The sequence below is a fragment of the Bradyrhizobium lablabi genome, assembly GCF_018131005.1.
In the GTDB taxonomy this organism is placed as follows: Bacteria; Pseudomonadota; Alphaproteobacteria; order Rhizobiales; family Xanthobacteraceae; genus Bradyrhizobium; species Bradyrhizobium lablabi_D.
Genome location: NZ_JAFCJK010000006.1, coordinates 542601 through 563595 on the forward strand (window position 1 = coordinate 542601; position 20995 = coordinate 563595).

Sequence of the window (20995 nt, forward strand, 5' to 3'; positions counted from 1 at the left end):
GGTCAAGCCGGACGATGACCGTTAGACTTGCGATCGCGTTGCTTACGCCGCTGGCACCGGCAGCGCGGTGACGGATTTTATCTTTTCCATCGCGAAGCGTGACGTGACGTTCTTGAGCGGTACGGCGCTGATCAGCTTCTTGTAGAAAATGTCATAGCTCGCCATGTCCGCGACCACGACGCGCAGCATGTAGTCGACGTCGCCGGCCATCCGGTAGAACTCCATCACCTCGGGCATGGCGCTCACCGCGTCGGCGAATTTGCGCAGCCAGGCTTCCGAATGGTCGCCGCTCTCGACCGAGACGAACACGGAGATCCCGAGCCCGATCTTGTTCTGGTCGACCAGCGCCACCCGGCGCAGGATCACGCCGTCGGCTTCCAGCCTCTGAATGCGCTTCCAGCAGGGTGTCGAGGACAGTCCGACCCGGTCGCCGATCTCGGCGACGGAAAGCGAGGCGTCTTCCTGCAGCACGGTCAAAATCTTGCGGTCGATGGCGTCGAGGCGCCGGCTATCGGAAACCTGAATGGCAGTGTCGGTCATAGAAGAAAGTTCCATGCAATGGCTTGATATACCTAATATAGAGAAAAATCTTCTAGCGCAAGCGGTTGCTAGCCGGGGCTGGCCCGCGGCGCATCCTCGCGCCGATGCAAAAACTCTTCAACGTCAGCACGTTGCGGTGCAGCATAAGCGCCCCCGAAGCGGGTGCATTTCAGCGCTGCGGCGGCGGAGGCGAAGCGCAGGGCCTGCCGCAGCTCCTGCTTCTCGGTGATGGCAAGCGCGAACGCCCCATGGAAGACGTCGCCCGCGCCGAGCGTGTCCACGGTATGGACCGGAAAGGCCGGAGTTTCCTCAAGCTCGCCCTTGTCGTTCAGCCAGATCGTGCCCCTCGGGCCGCGCGTCCCGGCCAGGAAGGACGGGGTCAGCTTGGCGATTTTCTTCAGGGCTTGGCCGTCATCGGTGACATCGGCGGTCTCCTGCAGCGGCTCGCTGGAAAAGACGAGATGGGAGGAGGCGGTGAGGAGCCCCTCCCGCAGCGACATTGCGCGGTCGACGTCGACGATCACGGGGATGCCGCGCCGAACGGCCTCGGCGCAAAGATCGGTGCAGAATGGCGCGCAGCGGCTCTCGGTCAGGATCGCCGCGCAATCGTCCAGCAAAAATTCGGTCGGCGGCAGCCTCACCTTCCAGAGCTCCGGATCGCGAAAGGTGACGATGGTGCGCTCACCGCTCGGGTCGATCATGATGGTCGAGATCGGGGTGACGAGATCAGGCATGTGCACGATGTGCTTGGTTTCGATGCCCTCATGGGTGAGCTTGTCGAAGATGTAGCGGCTCGACGTTTCCTTGGAATCGCCGATCGGCCCGCACATCGACGCGCGGCCGCCCAGCCGCACGATGCCGATCGCGGCATTGAGCGCATTGCCGCCGCAGATCTCGTCGAAATGGGTGGCGTGTTCCTTGGAGCCGCGCGCGGGAACGCCGCTGACGCGGAAGGTGAGGTCGCGCACCGGCATGCCGATGCAGAGAATACGAGGCGGGATCTTGGGAGCTTCGGCGTGAAAATTCATGCGGGAATCCGTCATGACGGCTCCGCCTTTCGCCGAAGCCGCTGTCCCGAACTAATCGGCAGGAGCATCTCCCGTTCCCGCTATGCGCCCGAGTCGTTTCCGTTATGCACCCACCGTCCGAGCAGATGATGGGCGATCGCGAATGGGTGCGGCCCGGCGAGGCCGTCGGGGTGCTGTCGCTTGAGCATCAGCGTCGCTTCCGTGCGGTCGAACCAGCGCGCATGCTCGAGCTCGGTGTGGTCGACTACGATGTCTTCATTGGTGGCCCGCGCGGTGCAGCCGATCATAAGCGATGACGGGTAGGGCCAGGGCTGCGTCATGTAATAATTGACGTCGGTGCAGTGGATGCCCGACTCTTCGAAAATCTCGCGGCGCACCGCGTCTTCGATGGTCTCCGCTGCCTCGACGAAGCCGGCGAGGCAGGAATACATGCCGGGCAGGAACTGCTTTTGCCGTCCCAACAGGCATTTGTCGCCGTGAGTGACCAGCATGATCACGACCGGATCGGTCCGCGGAAAGTGCTCGGCCTTGCAGCTCGGGCACTCGCGCTTCCAGCCGCCCTCCTTCATCGCGGTCCGGACGCCGCAATTGGCGCAAAAGCCATGGCGCTGATGCCAGGTCACCATCGACTTCGCCATCGCGATCGCGGAGAGCTGTTCGGGCGGCACCACGCCCTGCATCGCCATGCCGCGCAGTTCAGTCACCGCAACGTCGCTGCGGCCAACTAGTTTTTCCGCCGCCTGCGGCGCGATGCCCATGCCGAAAATCGGCGCGCCATCGCGCAGACCCAGGAAGATCGTGCCGGGATTGGCGCCGAAGCCGCGGGCCTCGTCGAGCGAGAGCAGCGCACGCGGTCCGCCATCCTCCTGTTTCACCACCAGTGATTCGCGATAGACGACATAGGCGCGAGCCTGGCGATGGCCTTCCAGCGCAAACAGCTTGTCGTCGTTGGTGCGCAGATGCGCGGCGCGATCGAGAACATGGGTGACAAAGGCCGGTTGCCCGAGCGGAAATTTTTCGAATGCGGACATCTCAACCCAACCAGATTTTGCGTCGAAGCGCGCTGATGAAATTCTGCACTTCCTCGGCGTCATGCGCCAGCGGCGGCATCACGCCCCAGACGGGACGGGGCCACGCGGCGTCGCCGGTGCGCCGGGCGATGACATGGACATGAAGCTGCGGAACCAAATTGCCGAGTGCGGCGATATTGAGCTTGTCGCACTTGGTGATCTCTTTCAGCGCCCGGGCAACCCGGGATACTTCTGTCATCAATTGCGCCTGCTCAACCTCGTCGAGGTCGATGATCTCGACTGCTCCGTCACGTCGTGGCACCAGCAGAAGCCAAGGATAATGCGCATCCTTGATGACCAGCACCCGGCATAGCGGCAGATCGCCGATATCGATAGTGTCTTTCTTGAGCTGCGAATGCAGCGACCAATTGGCGGACATGACGGCAAATAATGCCTTTCTGTGTTCCCTTACAAGTCCCACAAACCACTGTCAGGCCGCTTGCTTTCCGGCTCTTTTGGCCCCAAATAGGAGCCGGGAGATTGGCGGTGGACGAGCCACTCGCCAACCGGGTCAGGTCCGGAAGGAAGCAGCCCTAACGAGGTCCGGATCGGGTCGCTCGTCAGTCTCCTACCTGTTTTTCCGAGCGAATCGCGCGCTGGAACGGCGGTCTCCGCGCCCGGCGCTTGATTTCGGCTCCCATCCGCAAGCCGGCCGTTGAGAGACAATCCAAGTTGCGGATCGACGCATGAACGATGCCGGCTCCCCCTCCCATCCGCCTGACAGCGCCGACCAGGGCGGGTTCGATCTTGGCGGGGCACCGGATACCGCCAAGCCCTATCGCGTTCTCGCCCGCAAATACCGTCCCTCCAGTTTCGAGGATCTGATCGGGCAGGAGGCCATGGTGCGCACCGTCTCGAATGCATTCGAGACCGCGCGGATCCCGCAGGCCTGGATCCTGACCGGCGTGCGCGGGGTCGGTAAGACCACCACCGCGCGCATCCTCGCCCGGGCGCTGAACTACGAAAAGCCGGATGGTTCGGTGAAGGGGCCGACCATCCACATGCCTGACCTCGGCGTGCATTGTCAGGCGATCATGGAAAGCCGGCACATGGACGTGCTGGAGATGGACGCTGCGTCCCACACCGGCGTCGACGACGTGCGCCAGATCAATGACAGCGTGCGCTATGCGCCGGCGAGCGCGCGCTACAAGGTCTACATCATCGACGAAGTCCACATGCTGTCGACCGCGGCCTTCAACGCCTTCCTGAAAACGCTGGAGGAGCCGCCGGAGCACGCCAAGTTCGTTTTCGCCACCACCGAGATCCGAAAGGTGCCGATCACGGTCTTGTCTCGCTGTCAGCGCTTCGACCTGCGCCGCGTCGAGGCCGATGTGCTGATGAAGCATCTTTCGAGCATCGCGGCCAAGGAGGGCGTCGAGGTCGAGCCCGAGGCGCTCGGCATCATCGCGCGCGCCGCCGAAGGTTCGGTGCGCGATTCGCTGTCGCTGTTCGACCAGGCGATCGCGCATGCCGCGGGTCAGGTGAAGGCCGACGCGGTCAGGCAGATGCTCGGCCTTGCCGACCGCACCCGCGTGATCGATCTCTTCGACTCGCTCGCACGCGGCGATATCGCCAGCGCCTTCTCGGAATTCCGCGCCCAATATGACGTCGGCGCCGATCCGGTCGTGGTGCTGTCCGATCTTGCCGAGTTCGTCAATTTCGTCACCCGCGTGAAGATCGTGCCGGCGACCGCGGATAACGTTGCGTTCGGTGAGACCGAACGCGTGCGCGCGCGCGATTTCGCCGCAAAGCTTTCGATGCGGGTGCTTTCGCGGATGTGGCAGATGCTGCTCAAGGGCATCACCGAGGTGCAGGCCGCAACGAGGCCGGCCGCCGCCGCAGAAATGGTGCTGGTGCGGATCGCCTACGTCTCTGACCTGCCGACGCCGGACGAGGCGATCAGGATGATCGAGCAGAACGGCGGCGGCGCCGCGCCGGCGTTGTCGGGCAGTGCCGCGCCATCGCGCAGCGCGCCCACGGCGTCGATGTCCGCAATGCCATCCATGCCGCTCCGGGCGCCACTCGCAGGCCCCCGCGCCGATGTCGCCACGCGTGCGCAGGTGACAGTTCCGGCGGCCGATGTCCATGTCGCGCCGGCGCTGCGGATCACGAGCTTTCCCCAGCTCATCGCGCTCGCCGGCGAGAAGCGCGATCTGATGATCAAGGGCGCGCTGGAAGCCGATGTGCGGCTGGTCCGCATCGAGGATGGCCAACTCGAGATCGCGCTCGAGCCGAAAGCGTCGCGCGGCCTCGTCACTGATCTCTCGCGCAAGCTCGAACTATGGACCGGGCGGCGCTGGACCGTGATCATCTCCAACGAGGTCGGCCAGCCGACGGTGCGATCGCAGAATGAACTGGCGCGGAACGAGCATCAGCGTACGGCGGAGGCCGATCCGCGCGTGCAGGAGGTGCTGGCGCGCTTTCCCGGCACGCGGGTGGTCGAGGTGCGCCGCCTGGCCGCCGAGCCCGCGGCTGAGCTGACCGGTGAAGATCCCATCGAAAGTCCCGACAATGACGACGATTGAGAGGCGAGGAAGCACGAATGGCTGATTTTCTCGGCATGATGAAGCAAGCGGCACAACTGCAATCCAAGATGCAGGCGATGCAGGAGGAACTCGGCAATGTCGAGGTCGAGGGCATTTCCGGCGGTGGGCTCGTCGCCGTCCGCATGACGGCGAAGATGGAGGTGAAGGGCGTCAGGATTGACCCGTCACTGATGAAGCCGGAGGAGCGGGAGGTGCTCGAGGACTTGCTCGTCACCGCACATGGCGACGCCCGCCGCAAGGCGGAAGCCGCGATGCAGGAGAAGATGGCGGCGCTGACCGGCGGGCTTGGCTTGCCGCCGGGACTCGGTCTGACCTAAATGGCTGCAAGCGTTGCCGGCCCCGAGATCGAACGCCTGATTCAGTTGCTGGCGCGGTTGCCCGGCTTGGGTCCGCGGTCGGCCCGACGCGCGGCACTGCACCTGATCAAGAAGCGCGAGGCGCTGATGACGCCGCTCGCCGCAGCCTTGCAGGTCGCGATCGACAAGATCCAGGTCTGCAAGACTTGCGGCAATATCGACACGCAAAATCCCTGCACGGTGTGTACCGATCCGCGCCGCGATCCCTCGATCATCGTCGTGGTCGCCGACGTCGCCGATCTCTGGGCGCTGGAACGTGCCAACGCGACCAATGGTCGTTACCATGTGCTGGGCGCGACGCTGTCGCCGCTCGATGGTATCGGCCCACAGGATCTTACCATCGATGCGCTGGTAGCGCGGGCTCACGCGCCTGAGGTCAACGAGATCATTCTGGCGCTCAACGCCACCGTGGACGGCCAGACCACGGCGCACTACATCACCGATCTCCTGTCGGAAGCCAACGTCCGGATAACGCGGCTCGCGCATGGCGTGCCGGTCGGCGGAGAGCTTGATTATCTCGACGAAGGTACGCTATCCGCAGCCATGCGGCAGCGGACGCTGTTCTAGCGAACGATCCAAAAGGTGGAGGACCACAAGAAGGTCGGCCCGACGCTTCGAAAGATCTCGCTAAAACAACATGATAGTGTGGATGACGATTCGGGAGCGGTCATCTCGCTCTGGACACATCTGTTTACGGAACCATTCGACATGACGAAACACCGATTCGGCGTACGCTTGGGCTTTGCAGTTTTTGCTGCGGCAATGGCGGCGCCCTGGGCGATGGCGCAGCAGACCGAACCGTCGGCCAAGCCGGGGAAGCTTATCCACGCCGGCGATGTGCTGTCAGGGGAGCTCAACGCCATGCGCGTCCGCGACGGAAAGAAGGGCAAGCGCGTCGCGACCTACCAACTTACCAGCGAGCCGCGTCGCCTGCCGCCGCCGAACGGCCTGTGCAACCTTGAGACCGGCCCGGAAACATTCCAACTCATCGCCGCAAACGATGCCCAGGCCGCGCAGCTCAGGAGCCATGTCGGCAAGGAGTTTTCGGTGAAGGTCGACGAAGTCGCCTGCGCTGAGGATGCCGGTCAGATGAGCGAAGCGATCGTCACCAAGTGGAGCGTGATGACCAAGTAGGAGGCGATGCCATGTCGCCGCGGTTCATTGGTCTTGCGATCGGGATCGGACTGACGGCGCTGCTCGCGGTGCCTGTTGCCGGACAGGAGCCTATCAAGGAAGGCGATCCGCTGACGGGCACATTGCGGCTGATCCGCACCCGCGATCCCAACGGCACCAAGCTCGAGGCCTATCAGATCGTCAGCGCGCCGCGCCTGATGCCGAAGGGCGACGACTTCTGCGACTACGAAAAGGGCGCAACGACCTTCCATCTCTTCACCATGACGGACGCCGCGCGCAAGCAATTGAAGCCGCTGCTCGGCAAGATCGTCACCGTGAAGGCGACCGCGCTGTTCTGCTCGGAGACCGCCTGGCACATCGGCGATGTCGCCGTGCCGGAATGGACGCTGGTGGGGAAGTAACTTCGTAGTTTGTTGGAAAGCCATGGCGTTTTCGAGCGAATTGGCCACCGATTCGCGTGAAGCAAACGCGTCCAACAAGAATCTTGACGAATTTAGTAGCTGTCGGTCTCTTCCTCGTCATACCCCGCGAAGGCTGGGTATCCAGTACGCCGCGGCGGCTGACGTGAACCGAAACGTTCGGGGTACTGGATCGTCCGCGTTTGCGGACGATGAGTTCCGATAAAGCTACCCGAAATACCGGTCCAGCACGCCCCGATAGACCTTGGTCAGGCCTTCGAGATCGGCGACCGGCGTGCGCTCGTCGATCTGGTGCATGGTCTGGCCGACCAGGCCGAACTCGATCACCGGACAGTAGCTGGAGATGAAGCGCGCATCCGAGGTGCCGCCAGAGGTGGAAAGCTCCGGCCTGCGGCCAGTCACCTCCTCGATCGCCGATACTGCGAGGTCGGTGAATGGCCCCGGCTTGGTGACGAACACGTTGGAGTTCGACGGCTCCCAGACGATTCGGGCGCGAATGCGATTGCCGCAGGCTCGGGCGAGGCGCTCGTCCACCATCCGCCGCAGGCTCTCCTGCGTGTGATTGTCGTTGTAGCGGATGTTGAACTTTGCCCGCGCCTGGCCGGGGATCACATTGCTCGCGGTGTTGCCGACGTCGATGGAGGTGAATTCGAGGTTGCTGGCCTGGAATTGCGCGCTGCCGTGATCGAGAGGTTCGTCGCTGAGCGCGACGATCAGCCGCGAGATGTCGGGCACCGGGTTCGATGCGCGGTGCGGATAGGCGACATGACCCTGCACGCCATCGACATAAAGAGTACCGGATTGCGAACCGCGGCGGCCGACCTTGATGCAGTCGCCGAGCACCTCGACGTTGGACGGTTCGCCCAGCACGCAATGGTCGAATTTCTCGCCCCGCTCGGCGCACCACTTCAACAATTTGACGGTGCCGTTGATGGAGACGTCTTCCTCGTCGCCCGTGATCAGGAACGAGATCGATCCCTTGCCGTTCTCTTGCGGCTTGCCGTCATGGTCCTTGAGATATTGCAGAACCGCGGCGACGCTGCAGGCGATGCCGCCCTTCATGTCGACCGCGCCGCGGCCGTAAAGATAGCCGTCCTTCACCTCGCCGGAAAAGGCGCCGAACGTCCATGTCGACTCATCGCCGGGCGGCACCACATCGGTATGGCCGGCAAAGGTGAGATGCGGGGCGGCGCTGCCGATGCGGGCGTAGAGATTGTCGATATCGGCAGTGCCGGGCTCGGAGAAAGTGACGCGATGTACGGTGAAGCCCGCAGCGTTCAGCAGATTCTCGAGAACGCCTATCGCGCCGGCATCAGCAGGCGTCACCGACGGACAGCGGATGAGATCGCGGGTGATGGAAACGGCATCAGTCATGCCTCTCGTCTAACATGCATGCCCGGCGGCGTGCTAGCGCGGTGCGGGATCAATTCCGCTTCACTCTATTGGTCCCAGCCCTGTGCAGCACGCGGCCTGATGTCGCGGTCGCCGCGTGGCCGGGTTTGGATACTGGCGAGCGGATCGGGCCGTATCGGTTGGGCCGCGGAGCGCCGCGCAGGAAGTACGCTTCGTGAATGATGAGGAGCGAATGGCGAAATTCGCTGCTCGTCATTTCCAAATTGCCGACTTCAATCCCGCAGCAGCTCGTTGATGCTGGTTTTGGCGCGTGTGCGCTCATCGACGCGCTTGACGATGACGGCGCAGGCGGTGGCCGGACCGGGCGCGCCGTTCTTGAGCGGCTTTGCAGGCAGCGTACCGGGCACGACGACCGAATATTCCGGGACCTCGCCGATATAGGTATCGCCAGTCTCGCGATCGACGATCTTGGTGGAGGCGCCCAGGAAGACGCCCATTGCCAGCACCGCGCCCTTGCGCACGATCACGCCCTCAGCGACTTCCGAACGCGCACCGATGAAGCAATCGTCCTCAACGATCACGGGCTCCGCCTGCAGCGGCTCCAGCACGCCGCCGATGCCGACGCCGCCCGAAATATGCACGCGCTTGCCGATCTGGGCGCACGAGCCGACGGTCGACCAGGTGTCGATCATGGTCGCCTCGTCGACATAGGCCCCGAGATTGACGAAGGAGGGCATCAGCACGACGTTGCGCGCGATGAAAGCCGAGCGGCGGACGATCGCGCCCGGCACCGCGCGGAAACCGGCGTCACGAAAACGGTTCTCGCCCCAGCCATCGAACTTCGAGGGCACCTTGTCCCACCACGATGCCTTGCCGGGGCCGCCGGCAATCTGCCCCATGTCATTGAGACGGAATGACAGCAGCACGGCCTTCTTCAGCCACTGATTGACCTTCCACTTGCCGCCGGCCTCGCGCTCGGCAACGCGCGCCTCACCCTTGTCGAGCAGTTCGAGCGCGTGATCGACGGCGTCGCGGACCTCGCCCTTGGTCGAGGTCGAAATGCCTTCGCGGGCGTCGAACGCGGCGTTGACGGTGGATTCGAGGGCGGACAGCGACATCGGGTCTTCCTTGGGCGAACGGGAGATCGTGACGGGAATTTGCAGGGCTTTTTCGGGATTTGAAGCCTTGGAGTCAAGGCAAACTCGCCGTCGCTACGGCTTGCCGCTCAGCCCCTGCAAGAACCCCGTCAGGTTGTCCGTGACGTGGTCGACATGTGTGGCGTCGCGCCCCTCCAGCTCCCAGTCCTCGCGCACCACCTCCCGGCCGCCGTCGGGCACAACCAGCACGGTGGTCATGCCGAGCCGGTGTGGCACGATCAAGTTGCGCGCGAGATCCTCGAACATCGCAGCCCTGGTCGGCTCGACGTCATGCAGCTCAAGGAATCTCTGATAGGTCCGCAGCGCGGGCTTCGGCTCGAACTCGGCGGCGATGATGTCGAACACGCCGTCAAAATGTGTCGCCAGACCGAGCCGGCTCAGCACGGCATCGACATGGTCGGTCGAACCGTTGGTCAGGATCAGCTTGCGCCCCGGAAGCCCGGCGATCGCGGCCCCCATCGCCGGATTGGGCTCGAGCGGCGAGTGATCGATCTTGTGCACATAGGCGAGGTAATCGTCGGCGCGCACGCCGTGCTGGGTCATCATCCCCCGCATGGTGGTGCCGTAGCGCAGATAGTAATCCTTCTGAATCCGCCGCGCTTCCTCCGGCGACACGTTCAGCCAGTTGCCGACGAACTCGCCGATTCGCGCATCGACCTGCTGCCACAGATTGACGTGGTGCGGATACAGCGTGTTGTCGAGGTCGAACACCCAGGTCTCGACGTGGTTGAAACCGCGGGGTGCCTTCATGGAATTTCCTCGGCTGTCCCGCCCGCGCAGGCGGGTACCCGGCACGTTGCGCCCTGCGAAGCAACGTCGATGTCACGGCGCACTGGATCACCTGATCTCGCAGGTAACGACGCGTCGGGGCGTGGCGAAGCTGGCGGCATCATGGCATCGCAAAGCGAAGTGTCTTGCCGCCGCTGGTCATGTCGACGGAAGCAAAGCCGATCGCGGTGAGACCGCGGGTGGTGCAGTCGCCCTGATCGGTGATCTCGAACTTGCTGTCGCGGGTGCAGAGCTCCTTCGCGCCGCCCCAGTTCAGCGGCTTGTCCCTGATCCTGATGGCCCGGTTCTCGCTGTCGACGGCTTCGGCGAAGGAGAATATCTGCTTCGGCTGGCCGGTGACGTCGGGATGCAGGCACTTGCCGGGCTCGATGCGGTACCAGCCGCGGCTCGTCACGGACTTTCCGTCGTCGGTCGCAACCGCCGCCATGACCTTGTGCGGCGTATCGTTGCACCAGGTCAGTCCCGTCGAAGAGGGCTTCTGCACGGCGTCGATCATGGTGGCGAAGAAGCCCGGCGATTGCACCACGTCGCTGGGGAGGCTCCGGCTCTTGAGGAACGCCGACAGCGCGCTTTGCGTCTTCGGCCCGTCGACGCCGTCGATCGGCGCGGCGTCATAACCCGCGATCACCAGCAGGCGCTGGATGCCGGCGAGCCGCGCCTGCTCGTCGTCATATTCGGAATCCTCGGCGAGATAGGCGACGAGATTGCCGTCGTCGGTTTGGGTCGGCGTGATCTGGGTGAACTGCGCCGGCGTCTGGCCGGTGCGGCACTGCCGCGCGGCCGCGATAACGAAATTGTCCTGCGCGACGCAGAGCGTATCGGCGCCGTTCTGCGGGATCGGCGAGGCGCCGTAGACGGCCAGTGCGCGCGCGTTCAACAATACGCGGTCGGCGGTCAGCACGCCCTGCACGACCACGCGGCAGGTGGCGGGATCGATCCGGAACCAGCCGCGCGTCGCGGTCGCGGCCTTCTCGTCGATGCCGATCGCTGCCTCGACGACATAGCTCATGCGATTGCAGAGCTTTAGGTCCGCATGCGCCGGCGCCGCGGAGAACAGGAACGAAACGGCCGCGGGAGGCAACGACATCAGCAAGCGTGCCACTGAGTGACGGCGACGCGGCCTCGACCGCAATTCGTCAGGTCCGGCCTGGGCAACCCTCAATCGCTTGAGTGCATCGATCATCACTTGTGGATCAGCGTGCCCGTGCCCTGGTTGGTAAAGAGCTCAAGCAGCACCGCGTGCCGCATCTTGCCGTCGATGATCACGACGCCCTGCACGCCCTGTTCGAGCGCGTAGATGCAGGTCTCGACCTTCGGAATCATGCCGCCCGAAATTGTGCCGTCGGCGATCAGCTTTCGCGCCTCCTTGATGGACAAATCGGGAATCAGTTTCTTGGACTTGTCGAGCACGCCCGGCACGTCGGTCAGCAGCAAGAGGCGCTTTGCCTTCAGCGCCCCCGCAATCGCGCCGGCGAAGGTGTCGGCGTTGACGTTGAGCGTGTGGCCGTCCTGCGAGGTTGCGAGCGGCGCCAGCACCGGGATCAACTCGTAGCCGATAAGCTGGTTGAGCAGCGTGAGGTCAACCTTCTCTGGATCCCCAACAAAGCCGAGGTCGATCGCTTTCTCGATATTCGAATCCGGATCGACCATGGTGCGCGTCGTCTTCGACGCCTTCACCATGTTGCCGTCCTTGCCCGAGAGGCCCACGGCCTTGCCGCCGGCCTCGTTGATGTAGCCGACGAGCTGCTTGTTGACGGAGCCCGCGAGCACCATCTCGACGATCTCGATGGTCGCCGCGTCGGTGATGCGCAGTCCCGCCGCGAATTCCGACTGGATACCGAGACGCTTCAGCATGGTCGCGATCTGTGGTCCGCCGCCGTGCACGACCACCGGATTGATCGCGGTCTGCTCCAGGAGCACGATATCGCGTGCGAAGGCCTTGGCGGTGTCCTCGGCGCCCATGGCGTGGCCGCCATATTTGATGACGATGGTCTCCTCGTCATATTCCTGCATGTGCGGCAGCGCCTCGGACAGGATGCGGGCCTGATCGAGCGGGCTGATGTACGTGTCGGTCATGGAGCGGATCTCGTCGTCAGCGAAGGGTTGGGCGCGGTTCTATCTGATTGCCGGGCAGGGCGCAAAGTGGGGTCCGAAGCGGTCCGCGCCGACGGCTCCGGCCCCGAAGGCGGCGTTCAGCGCCTCGGCCATACCGCCGCGACGGCCAGCACCAGCCAGCTCACGATCAACAGCGTTCCGCCGGTCGGCGCGGCCATCGGAAACAGGCCCTGACCGGCGTACTGGCGCAGCGTCAGGTCACCCGCGAACAGCGACGCGGCGATGACAAAGCCGGTCGCGGCACCAGTTCCGATTTTCGCGTGGATGATCGCCTGCGCGGCGACGGCAACGGTCGCAATCACTGCGAGCGCGTGAAACAGCAGCATCGAGGATGCTGCTGCCAATCGCGTTGCGTCAGGCAGATGTGCCGCGGCGGCAGCCAGCATCACGCCGCTGGCGCCCATCAGCGCGGCAAGCGCGATCAGGACACGGGAGAGACCGTTCACCCGCGGCGCTCCGCGAGCAGGCGAACCATGGCGGCGCGCAATTCCGGCATGCCGGAGCCCGTGCGCGAGGAGGTCACCAGCACTTCGGGAAAAGCCGCCGGATGAGTCGCGAGCGCGGCCGTGGTGTCGGCGACGACAGTCTCGAGCTCGCCCGCCTTGACCTGGTCGGCCTTGGTCAGCACGACCTGATAGCTGACGGCCGACTTATCCAGCGTCTTCAGGACGTCCAGATCGACATCCTTGATGCCGTGGCGGGCGTCGATCAAAACATAGACGCGCGCAAGCGTCGCGCGTCCGAGCAGGAATTTGTGGATCAGCGCCGTCCACGACGCGACCTTGGTCTTGGGCGCGGAGGCGTAGCCATAGCCGGGCATGTCGACGAGACGGAAGGCGGCCTTTTCCGGTCCCTCGAAGAAGATCAGCTCCTGTGTGCGGCCCGGCGTGTGCGAGGTGCGCGCGAGATTGTTGCGGCCGGTCAGCGCGTTGATCAGGCTCGATTTTCCGACATTCGAGCGGCCGGCAAAGGCGACCTCGAGCCCGGCCATCGGCGGCAGTGTCTCGATCGAGGGCGCGGCCCAGATGAAGCGCCAGTCGCCGGCGAACAGCTTTCGCCCCTGCTCGATCAGCTCCGCATCCGTCTCAGCAATCATGTGCGAGGGTGTCCCACTTCTTGTCATGGCCGCGCTTGTCCCGGCCATCCACGCCTAGATCAAAATGCGATCAGGTCGAATCGCATCATGATCCCATCTCTACTGTTTGAGCATGGTCCTTTCGGAAAACCGCGACACGCGTTTCCGGATCATGCTGTAACGCGTTGCTACCCTCCAATACGTGGATGCCCGGCACAAGGCCGGGCATGACGCATGAGATGGGCTGATTGACTGGAAGAGCTACGTCGCCTTCCTGGCAAAGGTCGACTTCAGATTGTCGAACAGCTCCACTTTCACGCCGTTGAGGCGCATGATGTAGCTCTGCTGCGTCACCGAGAGCAGGTTGTTCCAGGCCCAGTAGATCACGAGACCCGCCGGGAAGCCGGCCAGCATGAAGGTGAAGATCAGCGGCATCCAGTCGAAGATGATCTTCTGTGTCGGATCCGGCGGGGCGGGGTTCAGCTTCATCTGGACCCACATCGTGATGCCCATGATGATGGGCCAGACGCCGAGCCAGAGGTAGTGGCCGAACACCGGGATCTGCGTGGGGTCGAAGTGCAGGAGACCGAACAGGTTGAACAGATTGGTCGGATCGGGCGCCGAGAGGTCCTTGATCCACCCGAAGAACGGCGCATGCCGCATTTCGATGGTGACGAACAGCACCTTGTAGAGCGAGAAGAACACCGGGATCTGCAGCGCGACCGGAAGACAGCCGGCGATCGGGTTGATCTTCTCCTTCTTGTAGATCTCCATCATTTCTTGCTGCTGCTTCACCCGATCGTCGGGATAGCGCTCCTTCAGCGCCTGCAGCTGTGGCTGCACCGACTTCATCTTTGCCATCGAGGCGTAGGACTTGTTGGCGAGCGGGAAGAACAAGAGCTTGACAATCACGGTCACGAGCAGGATCGAGACGCCGAAATTGCCGAACAGACGGTAGAACCAGTCGAGCGCCAGAAACATCGGCTTGGTGATGAAGTAGAACCAGCCCCAGTCGATCAAAAGGTCGAAGTGGTTCAGCCCGAGCTGCTTGTTGTAGCCGCCGAAGCCGACCAGCGGGAAGTTGATGCCGACCACGCTCGCTTCCTTGGCGCCGGCGAACAGTCGCGCATTGGCGCTGATCGTGCCGCCGACCGGCAGCGTCTGCGGTTCCAGCAGGTAGTCGGTCTGGTAGTTACGGCTGGCGCCGACCGCACTCGATGAAAAGCGTGCTGCGAGCTTGGCGGTGGTGTCGGGCAACAGCGCCGACGCCCAGTACTTGTCGGTGATGCCCAGCCAGCCGTTGGTGACGTTGAAGCTGACCGACTTGGCTTCGTCGATCTTCTTGTAGGCATATTCCTGCAGGCCCTGGTCACCGAGATAGCCGATCAGACCTTCGTGCAGGATGTAGTAGCCGGAGACTTGCGGCGTGCCGTGGCGCGAGATCAGCGCGAACGGGTAAAGGCTGACAGGCGAGGTGCCGGCATTGCTGACCTCGTCCTTGATGGTGAAGAGGTAGCGGTCGTCGATCGAGATGGTGCGGCGGAAGGTGAGGCCCTCGCCATTGTCATATTTCAACGTGACCGGGCTGGATGGGGTCAGGTTTCCCGAGCCCTCCTGCTGCCACACCGTGCTCTGGTCGGGGATGTGCACGGTCGATCCGGCGGTGGGCACCCAGCCGAACTCGGCGTAATAGGGCGCCGAGGTTTGTGACGGTGAGAACAGCACGATCGGCGGTGAGGCGGGGTCGACCGTCTCACGGAACTGGACCAGCGCCAGGTCGTCGATGCGCGCGCCCTTCAGCGAGATGCTGCCGGCAAGGCGTGGAGTGTCGATCTTGACACGCGGGGTAGCCAAGATCGCCGCCTCGCGGCTGATGACGGGCCCGACCGCCCCCGGCGGCGTGGTCGCGGGCGTACCGCCGGCCGACGGCGAAGGTGTCGTGGAACTCTGGCCCGGGGTCGCCTGCGGCGTCGGCTTCTGCAATTCGGCCTGCCTCTGGACCTCGGCGCGCTGCTTTTCCATCTGCGGGACGTTGTAGAAATACTGCCAGGCGATCAGCACGAGGCCGGACAGAATGACGGCGAGGATGGTGTTGCGGTTATCGGACATCTATTGGGATCTCGTCGTTCCAATCGGATTGCGCGCCTTCGGTGCCGGGCGGTCGAGGCGGCGCAGCGCCGAGCGCAGATCGTCAAGCATGGTCGCAAAGTCACGGGTCAGCGCGTCACGGCGGCCGACTAGCACATAATCATGGCGCGGTCGCATCGATGTGACTTCGACGCGCTTCACCACTTCGCGAAGCCGGCGGCGGATGCGGTTGCGCTCGGTCGCGGTGCCGTTCTTCCTGGTGACAGTGAAGCCGACGCGGATCGGGCCATTATCGTCTCGGCGAAGCGCCTGTAGCAGAAAAGCTGGGCTGTTCGCCCGTGCGCCACTGGCAACGGCGAGGAAGTCCGCCCGCTGCCTCAGCCGATCCATAATAGCCTCCTCCGGGGAGGGAGACGTCCGGGCTCAGGCGCTGAGGCGCTTGCGGCCACGTGAGCGGCGCGCGGCGAGGACCTTGCGGCCGCCGGCCGTGGCGAGACGGGCGCGGAAGCCGTGACGGCGCTTGCGCACCAGTTTGCTGGGTTGATAAGTCCGCTTCACGGGTAATTCTCCGCTGACCGGGCAACTTGCCGTTAAATTGAGATGAAGTCCGGAGATGCTGGCCGGCTCCAAACGAGCCACTCGCGGCCCAAATGAGCCGCCCCCGGTCAAGAACCGGGCCATCGCGGACAATTGGCGCGGCTTATACGGGAGCGCCCCCTCTTCGTCAATGTCGCAAGGGAGAGCAAATCCCCTCCTTGAAAGCTCGCAGTTGGGGCGAATATACATGGTCTAGCGGTGGTTTTGGCGATGGGGCGCTTTGCGGCGCCGGGGAACCCTCGACATTAGCGATCCGTAATTTGACCGGTCCGGGGCCGGTCAGCATCCTCGAACACTCGAGCCCGACAAGGCCTTTTTGTGGCTGTGACCGACGATCAGGCGAGCACGCAGAAGCCACGGCCCAAGCCGCTCGTCCGGCTGGGGCTGTCCGGCAAGCTTCTCATGCTGACGATCCCTCTGGCGATGATCGCCGGGATGCTGATCTATGTGCCGGCCATCGCCAATTTCCGGGTCAATCGCCTGTACGACCGGCTGGCCGCCGCCAATACCGCGGCGCTGGTGCTGGACGCGGCGCCCTCGGGCATGGTGCCGGAGTCGCTCGCGCGGCAGATCCTGACCAGCATCGGCGCGCGCGCAGTCGCCATCAAGCTCGGCCAGCAGCGGCGCCTGCTGGCCAGTGCGGATCTGCCGGCCGCGGTCGATCATAATGTCGACATGCGAACCATGACGGTATGGTCGGCGATCGTCGACGCGTTCGAGATGATGCTCGAGAACGGCGACCAGACCATCCGCGTGGTCGGACCGGCGCCGGGCCAGGCGCAGTTTATCGAGGTCGTGATCGACGAGAAGCCCCTGCGGCGGTCGATGTACCGATTTTCCCGCAACGTGCTGGCCGTCGCGCTCCTGATCGCGGGCATCACCTCTCTACTGGTCTATCTTGCCTTGCACTATCTGTTCGTGCGGCCGATGCGGCGGCTGACCGCGAATCTGGTCGGCTTTCACGAAAACCCGGAGAGCGCGGCGCGAATTATCGTGCCGAGCCAACGTGGCGACGAGATCGGGGTTGCCGAGCGCGAGCTCTCCGATATGCAGCGCGATCTCGTCTCGATGTTGCATCAGAAGAGCCGCCTCGCCGCGCTTGGGCTCGCGGTCTCCAAGATCAACCATGATCTGCGCAACCTACTGGCATCCTCGCAGCTATTGTCGGATCAGCTTGCCAGCGTGCCCGACCCGCGGGTGCAGCGTTTTGCGCCAAAGCTGCTGCGCTCGCTGGAGCGCGCCATCGCCTTCTGCCAGTCGACGCTGTCTTATGGCCGCGCACAGGAGGCCGCGCCCGAGCGCCGCATGATTCAGGTCGAGCAGGCGATTGCCGAGGTGCGGGAGTCGGCCGGCCTTGCCGCGGATGCCACTATCACCTGGATCAACGCGATCGAGCGCGGGCTGACCATTGATGCCGATCCCGATCAGCTGTTCCGCGTGCTGCTAAATCTCGTGCGTAACGCGGCACAGGCGATGGAAACCCACCCTTCGCCCGCCAGCATGCAGATCCGCGTCACCGGCCGTCGTGAGGGGGCAGTCGCGATCGTCGAGGTCTCCGACACCGGCCCCGGCGTTCCGGCAAAAACGCGGGAGCACCTGTTCGAGGCGTTCCAGACCTCCGGCCGTCCCGGCGGCAGCGGGCTGGGACTTGCCATCGCGGCCGAATTGGTCCGCGCCCATGGCGGCACCATTCATCTGGTCGAAGGCACCATCGGGGCGACCTTCCGGATTTCGATCCCCGATCGCCCGGTGGAACTGCTTTCGATCCGGAGCGAGCGGGCGCGGGCGTAAACCGCCGGCGACCCAGTGGCGGCACTCCCAAAACCCGAAATCCCGCGGTCGTCGCGTCAGCGTCGCGGGTGAGTTCCCCACCAAGGGCAGCGGATCAGAAAAAATCGGTGGCGATGGGAGCCGTTTTCGCCGTTCCCGACCAGATTGGCCATCAGAAGCGTTCTTCCGGAGCTTGCCAATCCGACCCGGAGCCTGTAGCTAGAGCGCTCTTTCGCGACGTCTCCGAGCCTTTTCGGATGCAATCAGGGCCTCACGCCCAGCCGCGAAGATGCGCCCGTAGCTCAGCTGGATAGAGCATCAGACTACGAATCTGAGGGTCGGACGTTCGAATCGTTCCGGGCGCGCCATTTGCCTTTGTTTCCGTTAGGCTTTCTCGACACGCGGTGGCGTTGTTACCGAGTACTACCTGCTTGTTCAGACGGGCTTTCCCGACTGCTCCTCCTCGAATGTCACCGCCACAGCCGCGGTCGCAGAAAGACGAACCCTTTGCCCCTCGACGTCGGCGACAAGTCCGAGGTCGATGAAATGGGCGTGGCCTCTGTGCGGGCCCTCGCCGCTGTCGCGCTTGGCGAGCCTGATGCGACCGTTCGCGACACCGTCGACGGTGCCGACGTGGACGCCGTCCGCGCCGATTACTTCCATGTTCTGGGCGATCTTGTCCGTGGTCATCTGGTCTCTCCTTTGGTTTCGCTGAATGCGCTTGAGGTACGCGTCCTCCGCCAAGCGGAGGCCCGCGAATTGCCAACGCGTGTTCGCCGGGACGAAATTGCGGTAGCTCGCACGGAGTGTCCCGGCGCCGTCACGCAAGAGCCGCCTCGCAAAACGAATTGCCGAGACTTGAACTTGTACTCGCCGACCGCTCCCTCGACCGCGCGGAAGCGCGGGTAGGGCGTGAACGGGGCTTCGCGTCGACTCCCAGACGTCGCCGGACATCTGCTGCACCCCGGCTTTCGGTGGTGTCACGGGCTTGGGCCTGAGGCGCTTGCGGTCCAAGTTGCCGTCGACGTCGAGCCCGTCGCGCATGCCAAACGACATGCAAATTACCGAAGGTCGAGAATCTCAAAGCCGGGTCCGGCCGTCCAAACTTGAGCTGCGTCTGCCGCAGGCCACAGACACCGCGATCGCCGTCAGGCGGCGCTCCTCCGCGGCAACTTCCACTGCGGGCGAACGAAGTGGCAGGTGTAGCCGTTCGGATAACGTTCCAGATAGTCCTGGTGCTCGGGCTCCGCCTCCCAGAAATCGCCAGCAGGCGAAAGCTCGGTCACCACCTTGCCCGGCCACAGCCCTGAAGCTTCAACGTCGGCGATGGTGTCCTCGGCGACGCGGCGTTGTTCCTCGCTCGTGTAGAAAATCGCCGACCTGTAGCTTGTGCCCCGGTCGTTGCCCTGCCGGTTGGGCGTCGTCGGGTCGTGGATCTGGAAGAAGAACTCCAGCAGGTCGCGGAAGCTCGTCTTACTCGGGTCGAACGTGATCTCGATCGCTTCCGCGTGCGTGCCGTGGTTGCTGTACGTGGCGTTATTGACGTCGCCGCCCGAGTAGCCGACCCGCGTCGAGGTGACGCCGGGCAGGCGCCGCACCAGCTGCTGCATTCCCCAGAAGCAACCCCCTGCCAGGATCGCGCGCTCTGTAGTCGCTACCATCGTCAGGCCTCCTGCTTTGCGAAGAGCTTCGCGTACTCGCCGTACCCCTCGCTCTCCAATTCGTCGCGGCGGATGAAGCGCAGAGAGGCCGAGTTCATGCAGTATCTCAACCCTCCCTTGTCGCGCGGCCCATCCGGGAAGACGTGGCCAAGGTGGCTGTCGCCGTGCTTGGAGCGAACCTCGGTCCGTGTCATGCCGTGCGAGCTGTCAACGTTCTCGACGACGTTCGCGGCCTCGAGAGGCCGCGTGAAACTCGGCCAACCCGTTCCGCTGTCGAACTTGTCGAAGGATGCGAAGAGCGGCTCGCCGGAAACCACGTCGACGTAGAGGCCAGGCTCCTTGTTGTCCCAGTATTCGTTGGCGAAGGGGCGCTCGGTCCCGTCAGTTTGCGTGACGCGGTATTGCTCGGGAGTCAACTTCGAGACCGCTTCGGGGTTTTTCCTGTAGGTCGGCATTCGCGAAGCTCCTTTTTGTTCGACACTTAAGATAGGCATGGAGTGGGCGAACGTCCAATCACCTCCGGCTATCGAAATGATGCCGTGAGGATCGACGCTGGGGGTGTTTCAAGCTGCCGGGTCCGATCCGCTTGCCCGAGGATGATCAGCCTGCTGGTGCGAGCGCCCGCGGCGACGTCGTCAGCTTCAACCTTGCCGGCTGAGGTCGGGCGAGGACTCTTTGCGTCCCCGTGAAATGCGTGGCCGGCGCCCGCGCCCCGCGCGGGCGCACGGTCACGAGCGCCGCGCGCCAAGGTCCCCGCCCTAGGGGAACGTCAGGCCGAAAGCGGCCGGATCGGGCTGCTCGCCTTTCGGGGGGACCAAGAAGCGCTCCAGCCCACCCGGCACGAAGCTGAGCAGCAGGGTCGCCTGTTCGCCGACAACCTCGATCGTATGCGGTACACCGCGGGGAAGAGCCGCGTAAGCGCCCGGCCCCACCTCGACGCGGGCATCGCCGACCCGCGCGATTAGCTGCCCCTGCACCACGTAGAGCAGCTCGTCCTCGCGCGAGTGCGTGTGCAGCGGCGGCTCCTCGCCGGCCCGCACCGTCCACAGGACAGTGCCATATTCGCCTCCGGACTGGCTGCTCTCCACTTTCATCTCGACGCTCGAGCCCCCGCTCGAGGTCACCGTCCGGCCGCCGTGCGGCGCCGTGAGAACCGGCTTCTGAACTGACATTTGTAGCCTCCTGACTGTGCGCCGGATGAGCCCGGTACTGTGTAAGCATGGAATTCCGCGCGGCGAATGGGAAATGACGTCGCGCCATGAAGTCGATAGCCGCGCGTTATGACGGCTGTCCGCGT

At 64.0% G+C, this 20995-nt stretch carries 24 protein-coding genes, 1 tRNA gene and 1 other RNA gene; 8 read left to right on the forward strand and 18 right to left on the reverse strand.

What is annotated here, in order from left to right; translation table 11 throughout:
• Window positions 1–42: 42 nt before the first annotated feature.
• From JQ553_RS21185 to JQ553_RS21200, 4 genes are all read right to left on the reverse strand, one after another.
• On the reverse strand, window positions 43–540 hold the full coding sequence (locus JQ553_RS21185; RefSeq protein ID WP_212501927.1) for an Lrp/AsnC family transcriptional regulator: 498 nt from the start codon (window positions 538–540) through the stop codon (window positions 43–45).
• A gap of 68 nt (window positions 541–608) precedes the next feature.
• On the reverse strand, window positions 609–1568 hold the full coding sequence (locus JQ553_RS21190) for a sugar kinase (RefSeq protein ID WP_212501998.1): 960 nt from the start codon (window positions 1566–1568) through the stop codon (window positions 609–611).
• 80 nt (window positions 1569–1648) lie between these two features.
• The gene (gene nudC, locus JQ553_RS21195) at window positions 1649–2599 is read right to left on the reverse strand and encodes an NAD(+) diphosphatase (protein ID WP_212501928.1); all 951 of its coding nucleotides are present in this window, start codon (window positions 2597–2599) and stop codon (window positions 1649–1651) included.
• Window position 2600: 1 nt separating this feature from the next.
• The gene (locus JQ553_RS21200; protein WP_212501929.1) at window positions 2601–3017 is read right to left on the reverse strand and encodes an HIT domain-containing protein; all 417 of its coding nucleotides are present in this window, start codon (window positions 3015–3017) and stop codon (window positions 2601–2603) included.
• Window positions 3018–3113: 96 nt separating this feature from the next.
• Here JQ553_RS21200 and ffs point away from each other — a divergent pair.
• The 6 genes from ffs to JQ553_RS21230 all read left to right on the forward strand — a co-directional run bounded on the left by ffs (window position 3114) and on the right by JQ553_RS21230 (window position 7075).
• Window positions 3114–3210: signal recognition particle sRNA small type (ffs, locus tag JQ553_RS21205), an RNA gene on the forward strand.
• A 114-nt stretch (window positions 3211–3324) separates the two neighbouring features.
• The gene (locus JQ553_RS21210) at window positions 3325–5163 is read left to right on the forward strand and encodes a DNA polymerase III subunit gamma/tau (protein ID WP_212501930.1); all 1839 of its coding nucleotides are present in this window, start codon (window positions 3325–3327) and stop codon (window positions 5161–5163) included.
• A 17-nt stretch (window positions 5164–5180) separates the two neighbouring features.
• Window positions 5181–5501, forward strand: a complete 321-nt coding sequence (locus tag JQ553_RS21215; protein WP_212501931.1) for a YbaB/EbfC family nucleoid-associated protein — start codon at window positions 5181–5183, stop codon at window positions 5499–5501.
• The gene (recR, locus tag JQ553_RS21220) at window positions 5502–6107 is read left to right on the forward strand and encodes a recombination mediator RecR (protein WP_212501932.1); all 606 of its coding nucleotides are present in this window, start codon (window positions 5502–5504) and stop codon (window positions 6105–6107) included. It abuts the gene before it with no gap.
• 141 nt (window positions 6108–6248) lie between these two features.
• A complete protein-coding gene (locus tag JQ553_RS21225; protein WP_212501999.1) occupies window positions 6249–6674 on the forward strand; it encodes a hypothetical protein in 426 nt (141 codons plus the stop codon).
• Window positions 6675–6685: 11 nt separating this feature from the next.
• Window positions 6686–7075, forward strand: coding sequence for a hypothetical protein (locus tag JQ553_RS21230; RefSeq protein ID WP_212501933.1), 390 nt, complete (start codon window positions 6686–6688; stop codon window positions 7073–7075).
• A 225-nt stretch (window positions 7076–7300) separates the two neighbouring features.
• Here the strand turns inward: JQ553_RS21230 and dapE are convergent, their stop codons facing one another.
• From dapE to rpmH, 10 genes are all read right to left on the reverse strand, one after another.
• Window positions 7301–8467, reverse strand: coding sequence for a succinyl-diaminopimelate desuccinylase (gene dapE / locus JQ553_RS21235; protein WP_212501934.1), 1167 nt, complete (start codon window positions 8465–8467; stop codon window positions 7301–7303).
• 251 nt (window positions 8468–8718) lie between these two features.
• The gene (gene dapD, locus JQ553_RS21240) at window positions 8719–9564 is read right to left on the reverse strand and encodes a 2,3,4,5-tetrahydropyridine-2,6-dicarboxylate N-succinyltransferase (protein ID WP_212501935.1); all 846 of its coding nucleotides are present in this window, start codon (window positions 9562–9564) and stop codon (window positions 8719–8721) included.
• Window positions 9565–9657: 93 nt separating this feature from the next.
• Window positions 9658–10353, reverse strand: coding sequence for a pyrimidine 5'-nucleotidase (locus JQ553_RS21245; RefSeq protein WP_212501936.1), 696 nt, complete (start codon window positions 10351–10353; stop codon window positions 9658–9660).
• A gap of 139 nt (window positions 10354–10492) precedes the next feature.
• Window positions 10493–11479, reverse strand: coding sequence for a DUF1036 domain-containing protein (locus tag JQ553_RS21250; RefSeq protein ID WP_212501937.1), 987 nt, complete (start codon window positions 11477–11479; stop codon window positions 10493–10495).
• Window positions 11480–11574: 95 nt separating this feature from the next.
• Entirely contained in the window at window positions 11575–12468 is an 894-nt protein-coding gene (argB, locus tag JQ553_RS21255; protein WP_212501938.1) for an acetylglutamate kinase, read from the reverse strand.
• Window positions 12469–12584: 116 nt separating this feature from the next.
• A complete protein-coding gene (locus JQ553_RS21260; protein ID WP_212501939.1) occupies window positions 12585–12953 on the reverse strand; it encodes a DUF423 domain-containing protein in 369 nt (122 codons plus the stop codon).
• Window positions 12950–13603: a ribosome biogenesis GTP-binding protein YihA/YsxC gene (gene yihA, locus JQ553_RS21265; RefSeq protein WP_212501940.1), complete on the reverse strand. Its 654-nt coding sequence runs from the start codon at window positions 13601–13603 to the stop codon at window positions 12950–12952. Before yihA ends, JQ553_RS21260 begins: the two co-directional genes overlap by 4 nt.
• Window positions 13604–13843: 240 nt before the next feature.
• A complete protein-coding gene (yidC, locus tag JQ553_RS21270; RefSeq protein WP_212501941.1) occupies window positions 13844–15691 on the reverse strand; it encodes a membrane protein insertase YidC in 1848 nt (615 codons plus the stop codon).
• Entirely contained in the window at window positions 15692–16060 is a 369-nt protein-coding gene (gene rnpA, locus JQ553_RS21275) for a ribonuclease P protein component (protein WP_212501942.1), read from the reverse strand.
• A gap of 33 nt (window positions 16061–16093) precedes the next feature.
• Complete coding sequence (gene rpmH, locus JQ553_RS21280) at window positions 16094–16228, reverse strand: 50S ribosomal protein L34 (protein ID WP_212501943.1); 135 nt, start codon at window positions 16226–16228, stop codon at window positions 16094–16096.
• A gap of 357 nt (window positions 16229–16585) precedes the next feature.
• On the opposite strand from rpmH, the gene JQ553_RS21285 reads away from it, so the two are divergent.
• Both JQ553_RS21285 and JQ553_RS21290 read left to right on the forward strand, forming a co-directional pair.
• Window positions 16586–18058, forward strand: a complete 1473-nt coding sequence (locus JQ553_RS21285; protein ID WP_212501944.1) for an ATP-binding protein — start codon at window positions 16586–16588, stop codon at window positions 18056–18058.
• 270 nt (window positions 18059–18328) lie between these two features.
• Window positions 18329–18405, forward strand: a tRNA-Arg gene (locus JQ553_RS21290).
• Window positions 18406–18472: 67 nt separating this feature from the next.
• Here JQ553_RS21290 and JQ553_RS21295 read toward each other — a convergent pair.
• From JQ553_RS21295 to JQ553_RS21310, 4 genes are all read right to left on the reverse strand, one after another.
• Window positions 18473–18727, reverse strand: a complete 255-nt coding sequence (locus JQ553_RS21295) for a DUF2171 domain-containing protein (RefSeq protein WP_212501945.1) — start codon at window positions 18725–18727, stop codon at window positions 18473–18475.
• Between the two features lie 458 nt (window positions 18728–19185).
• Entirely contained in the window at window positions 19186–19698 is a 513-nt protein-coding gene (gene msrA, locus JQ553_RS21300; RefSeq protein WP_212501946.1) for a peptide-methionine (S)-S-oxide reductase MsrA, read from the reverse strand.
• A gap of 2 nt (window positions 19699–19700) precedes the next feature.
• Entirely contained in the window at window positions 19701–20153 is a 453-nt protein-coding gene (gene msrB, locus JQ553_RS21305; protein ID WP_212501947.1) for a peptide-methionine (R)-S-oxide reductase MsrB, read from the reverse strand.
• Between the two features lie 303 nt (window positions 20154–20456).
• On the reverse strand, window positions 20457–20870 hold the full coding sequence (locus tag JQ553_RS21310) for a cupin domain-containing protein (RefSeq protein WP_212501948.1): 414 nt from the start codon (window positions 20868–20870) through the stop codon (window positions 20457–20459).
• Between the last annotated feature and the right edge of the window lie 125 nt (window positions 20871–20995).

Excerpts from the sequence above, each read along its gene's own strand:
- JQ553_RS21295 (WP_212501945.1), bottom strand. The coding sequence starts at position 18,727 with ATGACCACGGACAAGATCGCCCAGAACATGGAAGTAATCGGCGCGGAC.
- JQ553_RS21190 (WP_212501998.1), bottom strand. The coding sequence starts at position 1,568 with ATGAATTTTCACGCCGAAGCTCCCAAGATCCCGCCTCGTATTCTCTGC.
- dapE (WP_212501934.1), bottom strand. The coding sequence starts at position 8,467 with ATGACTGATGCCGTTTCCATCACCCGCGATCTCATCCGCTGTCCGTCG.
- JQ553_RS21185 (WP_212501927.1), bottom strand. The coding sequence starts at position 540 with ATGACCGACACTGCCATTCAGGTTTCCGATAGCCGGCGCCTCGACGCC.
- JQ553_RS21200 (WP_212501929.1), bottom strand. The coding sequence starts at position 3,017 with ATGTCCGCCAATTGGTCGCTGCATTCGCAGCTCAAGAAAGACACTATC.
- JQ553_RS21230 (WP_212501933.1), top strand. The coding sequence starts at position 6,686 with ATGTCGCCGCGGTTCATTGGTCTTGCGATCGGGATCGGACTGACGGCG.
- yihA (WP_212501940.1), bottom strand. The coding sequence starts at position 13,603 with ATGATTGCTGAGACGGATGCGGAGCTGATCGAGCAGGGGCGAAAGCTG.
- JQ553_RS21310 (WP_212501948.1), bottom strand. The coding sequence starts at position 20,870 with ATGTCAGTTCAGAAGCCGGTTCTCACGGCGCCGCACGGCGGCCGGACG.
- msrA (WP_212501946.1), bottom strand. The coding sequence starts at position 19,698 with ATGGTAGCGACTACAGAGCGCGCGATCCTGGCAGGGGGTTGCTTCTGG.
- msrB (WP_212501947.1), bottom strand. The coding sequence starts at position 20,153 with ATGCCGACCTACAGGAAAAACCCCGAAGCGGTCTCGAAGTTGACTCCC.
- JQ553_RS21225 (WP_212501999.1), top strand. The coding sequence starts at position 6,249 with ATGACGAAACACCGATTCGGCGTACGCTTGGGCTTTGCAGTTTTTGCT.
- JQ553_RS21250 (WP_212501937.1), bottom strand. The coding sequence starts at position 11,479 with ATGTCGTTGCCTCCCGCGGCCGTTTCGTTCCTGTTCTCCGCGGCGCCG.
- dapD (WP_212501935.1), bottom strand. The coding sequence starts at position 9,564 with ATGTCGCTGTCCGCCCTCGAATCCACCGTCAACGCCGCGTTCGACGCC.
- JQ553_RS21210 (WP_212501930.1), top strand. The coding sequence starts at position 3,325 with ATGAACGATGCCGGCTCCCCCTCCCATCCGCCTGACAGCGCCGACCAG.
- rnpA (WP_212501942.1), bottom strand. The coding sequence starts at position 16,060 with ATGGATCGGCTGAGGCAGCGGGCGGACTTCCTCGCCGTTGCCAGTGGC.
- recR (WP_212501932.1), top strand. The coding sequence starts at position 5,502 with ATGGCTGCAAGCGTTGCCGGCCCCGAGATCGAACGCCTGATTCAGTTG.
- JQ553_RS21215 (WP_212501931.1), top strand. The coding sequence starts at position 5,181 with ATGGCTGATTTTCTCGGCATGATGAAGCAAGCGGCACAACTGCAATCC.
- JQ553_RS21245 (WP_212501936.1), bottom strand. The coding sequence starts at position 10,353 with ATGAAGGCACCCCGCGGTTTCAACCACGTCGAGACCTGGGTGTTCGAC.
- argB (WP_212501938.1), bottom strand. The coding sequence starts at position 12,468 with ATGACCGACACGTACATCAGCCCGCTCGATCAGGCCCGCATCCTGTCC.
- yidC (WP_212501941.1), bottom strand. The coding sequence starts at position 15,691 with ATGTCCGATAACCGCAACACCATCCTCGCCGTCATTCTGTCCGGCCTC.
- nudC (WP_212501928.1), bottom strand. The coding sequence starts at position 2,599 with ATGTCCGCATTCGAAAAATTTCCGCTCGGGCAACCGGCCTTTGTCACC.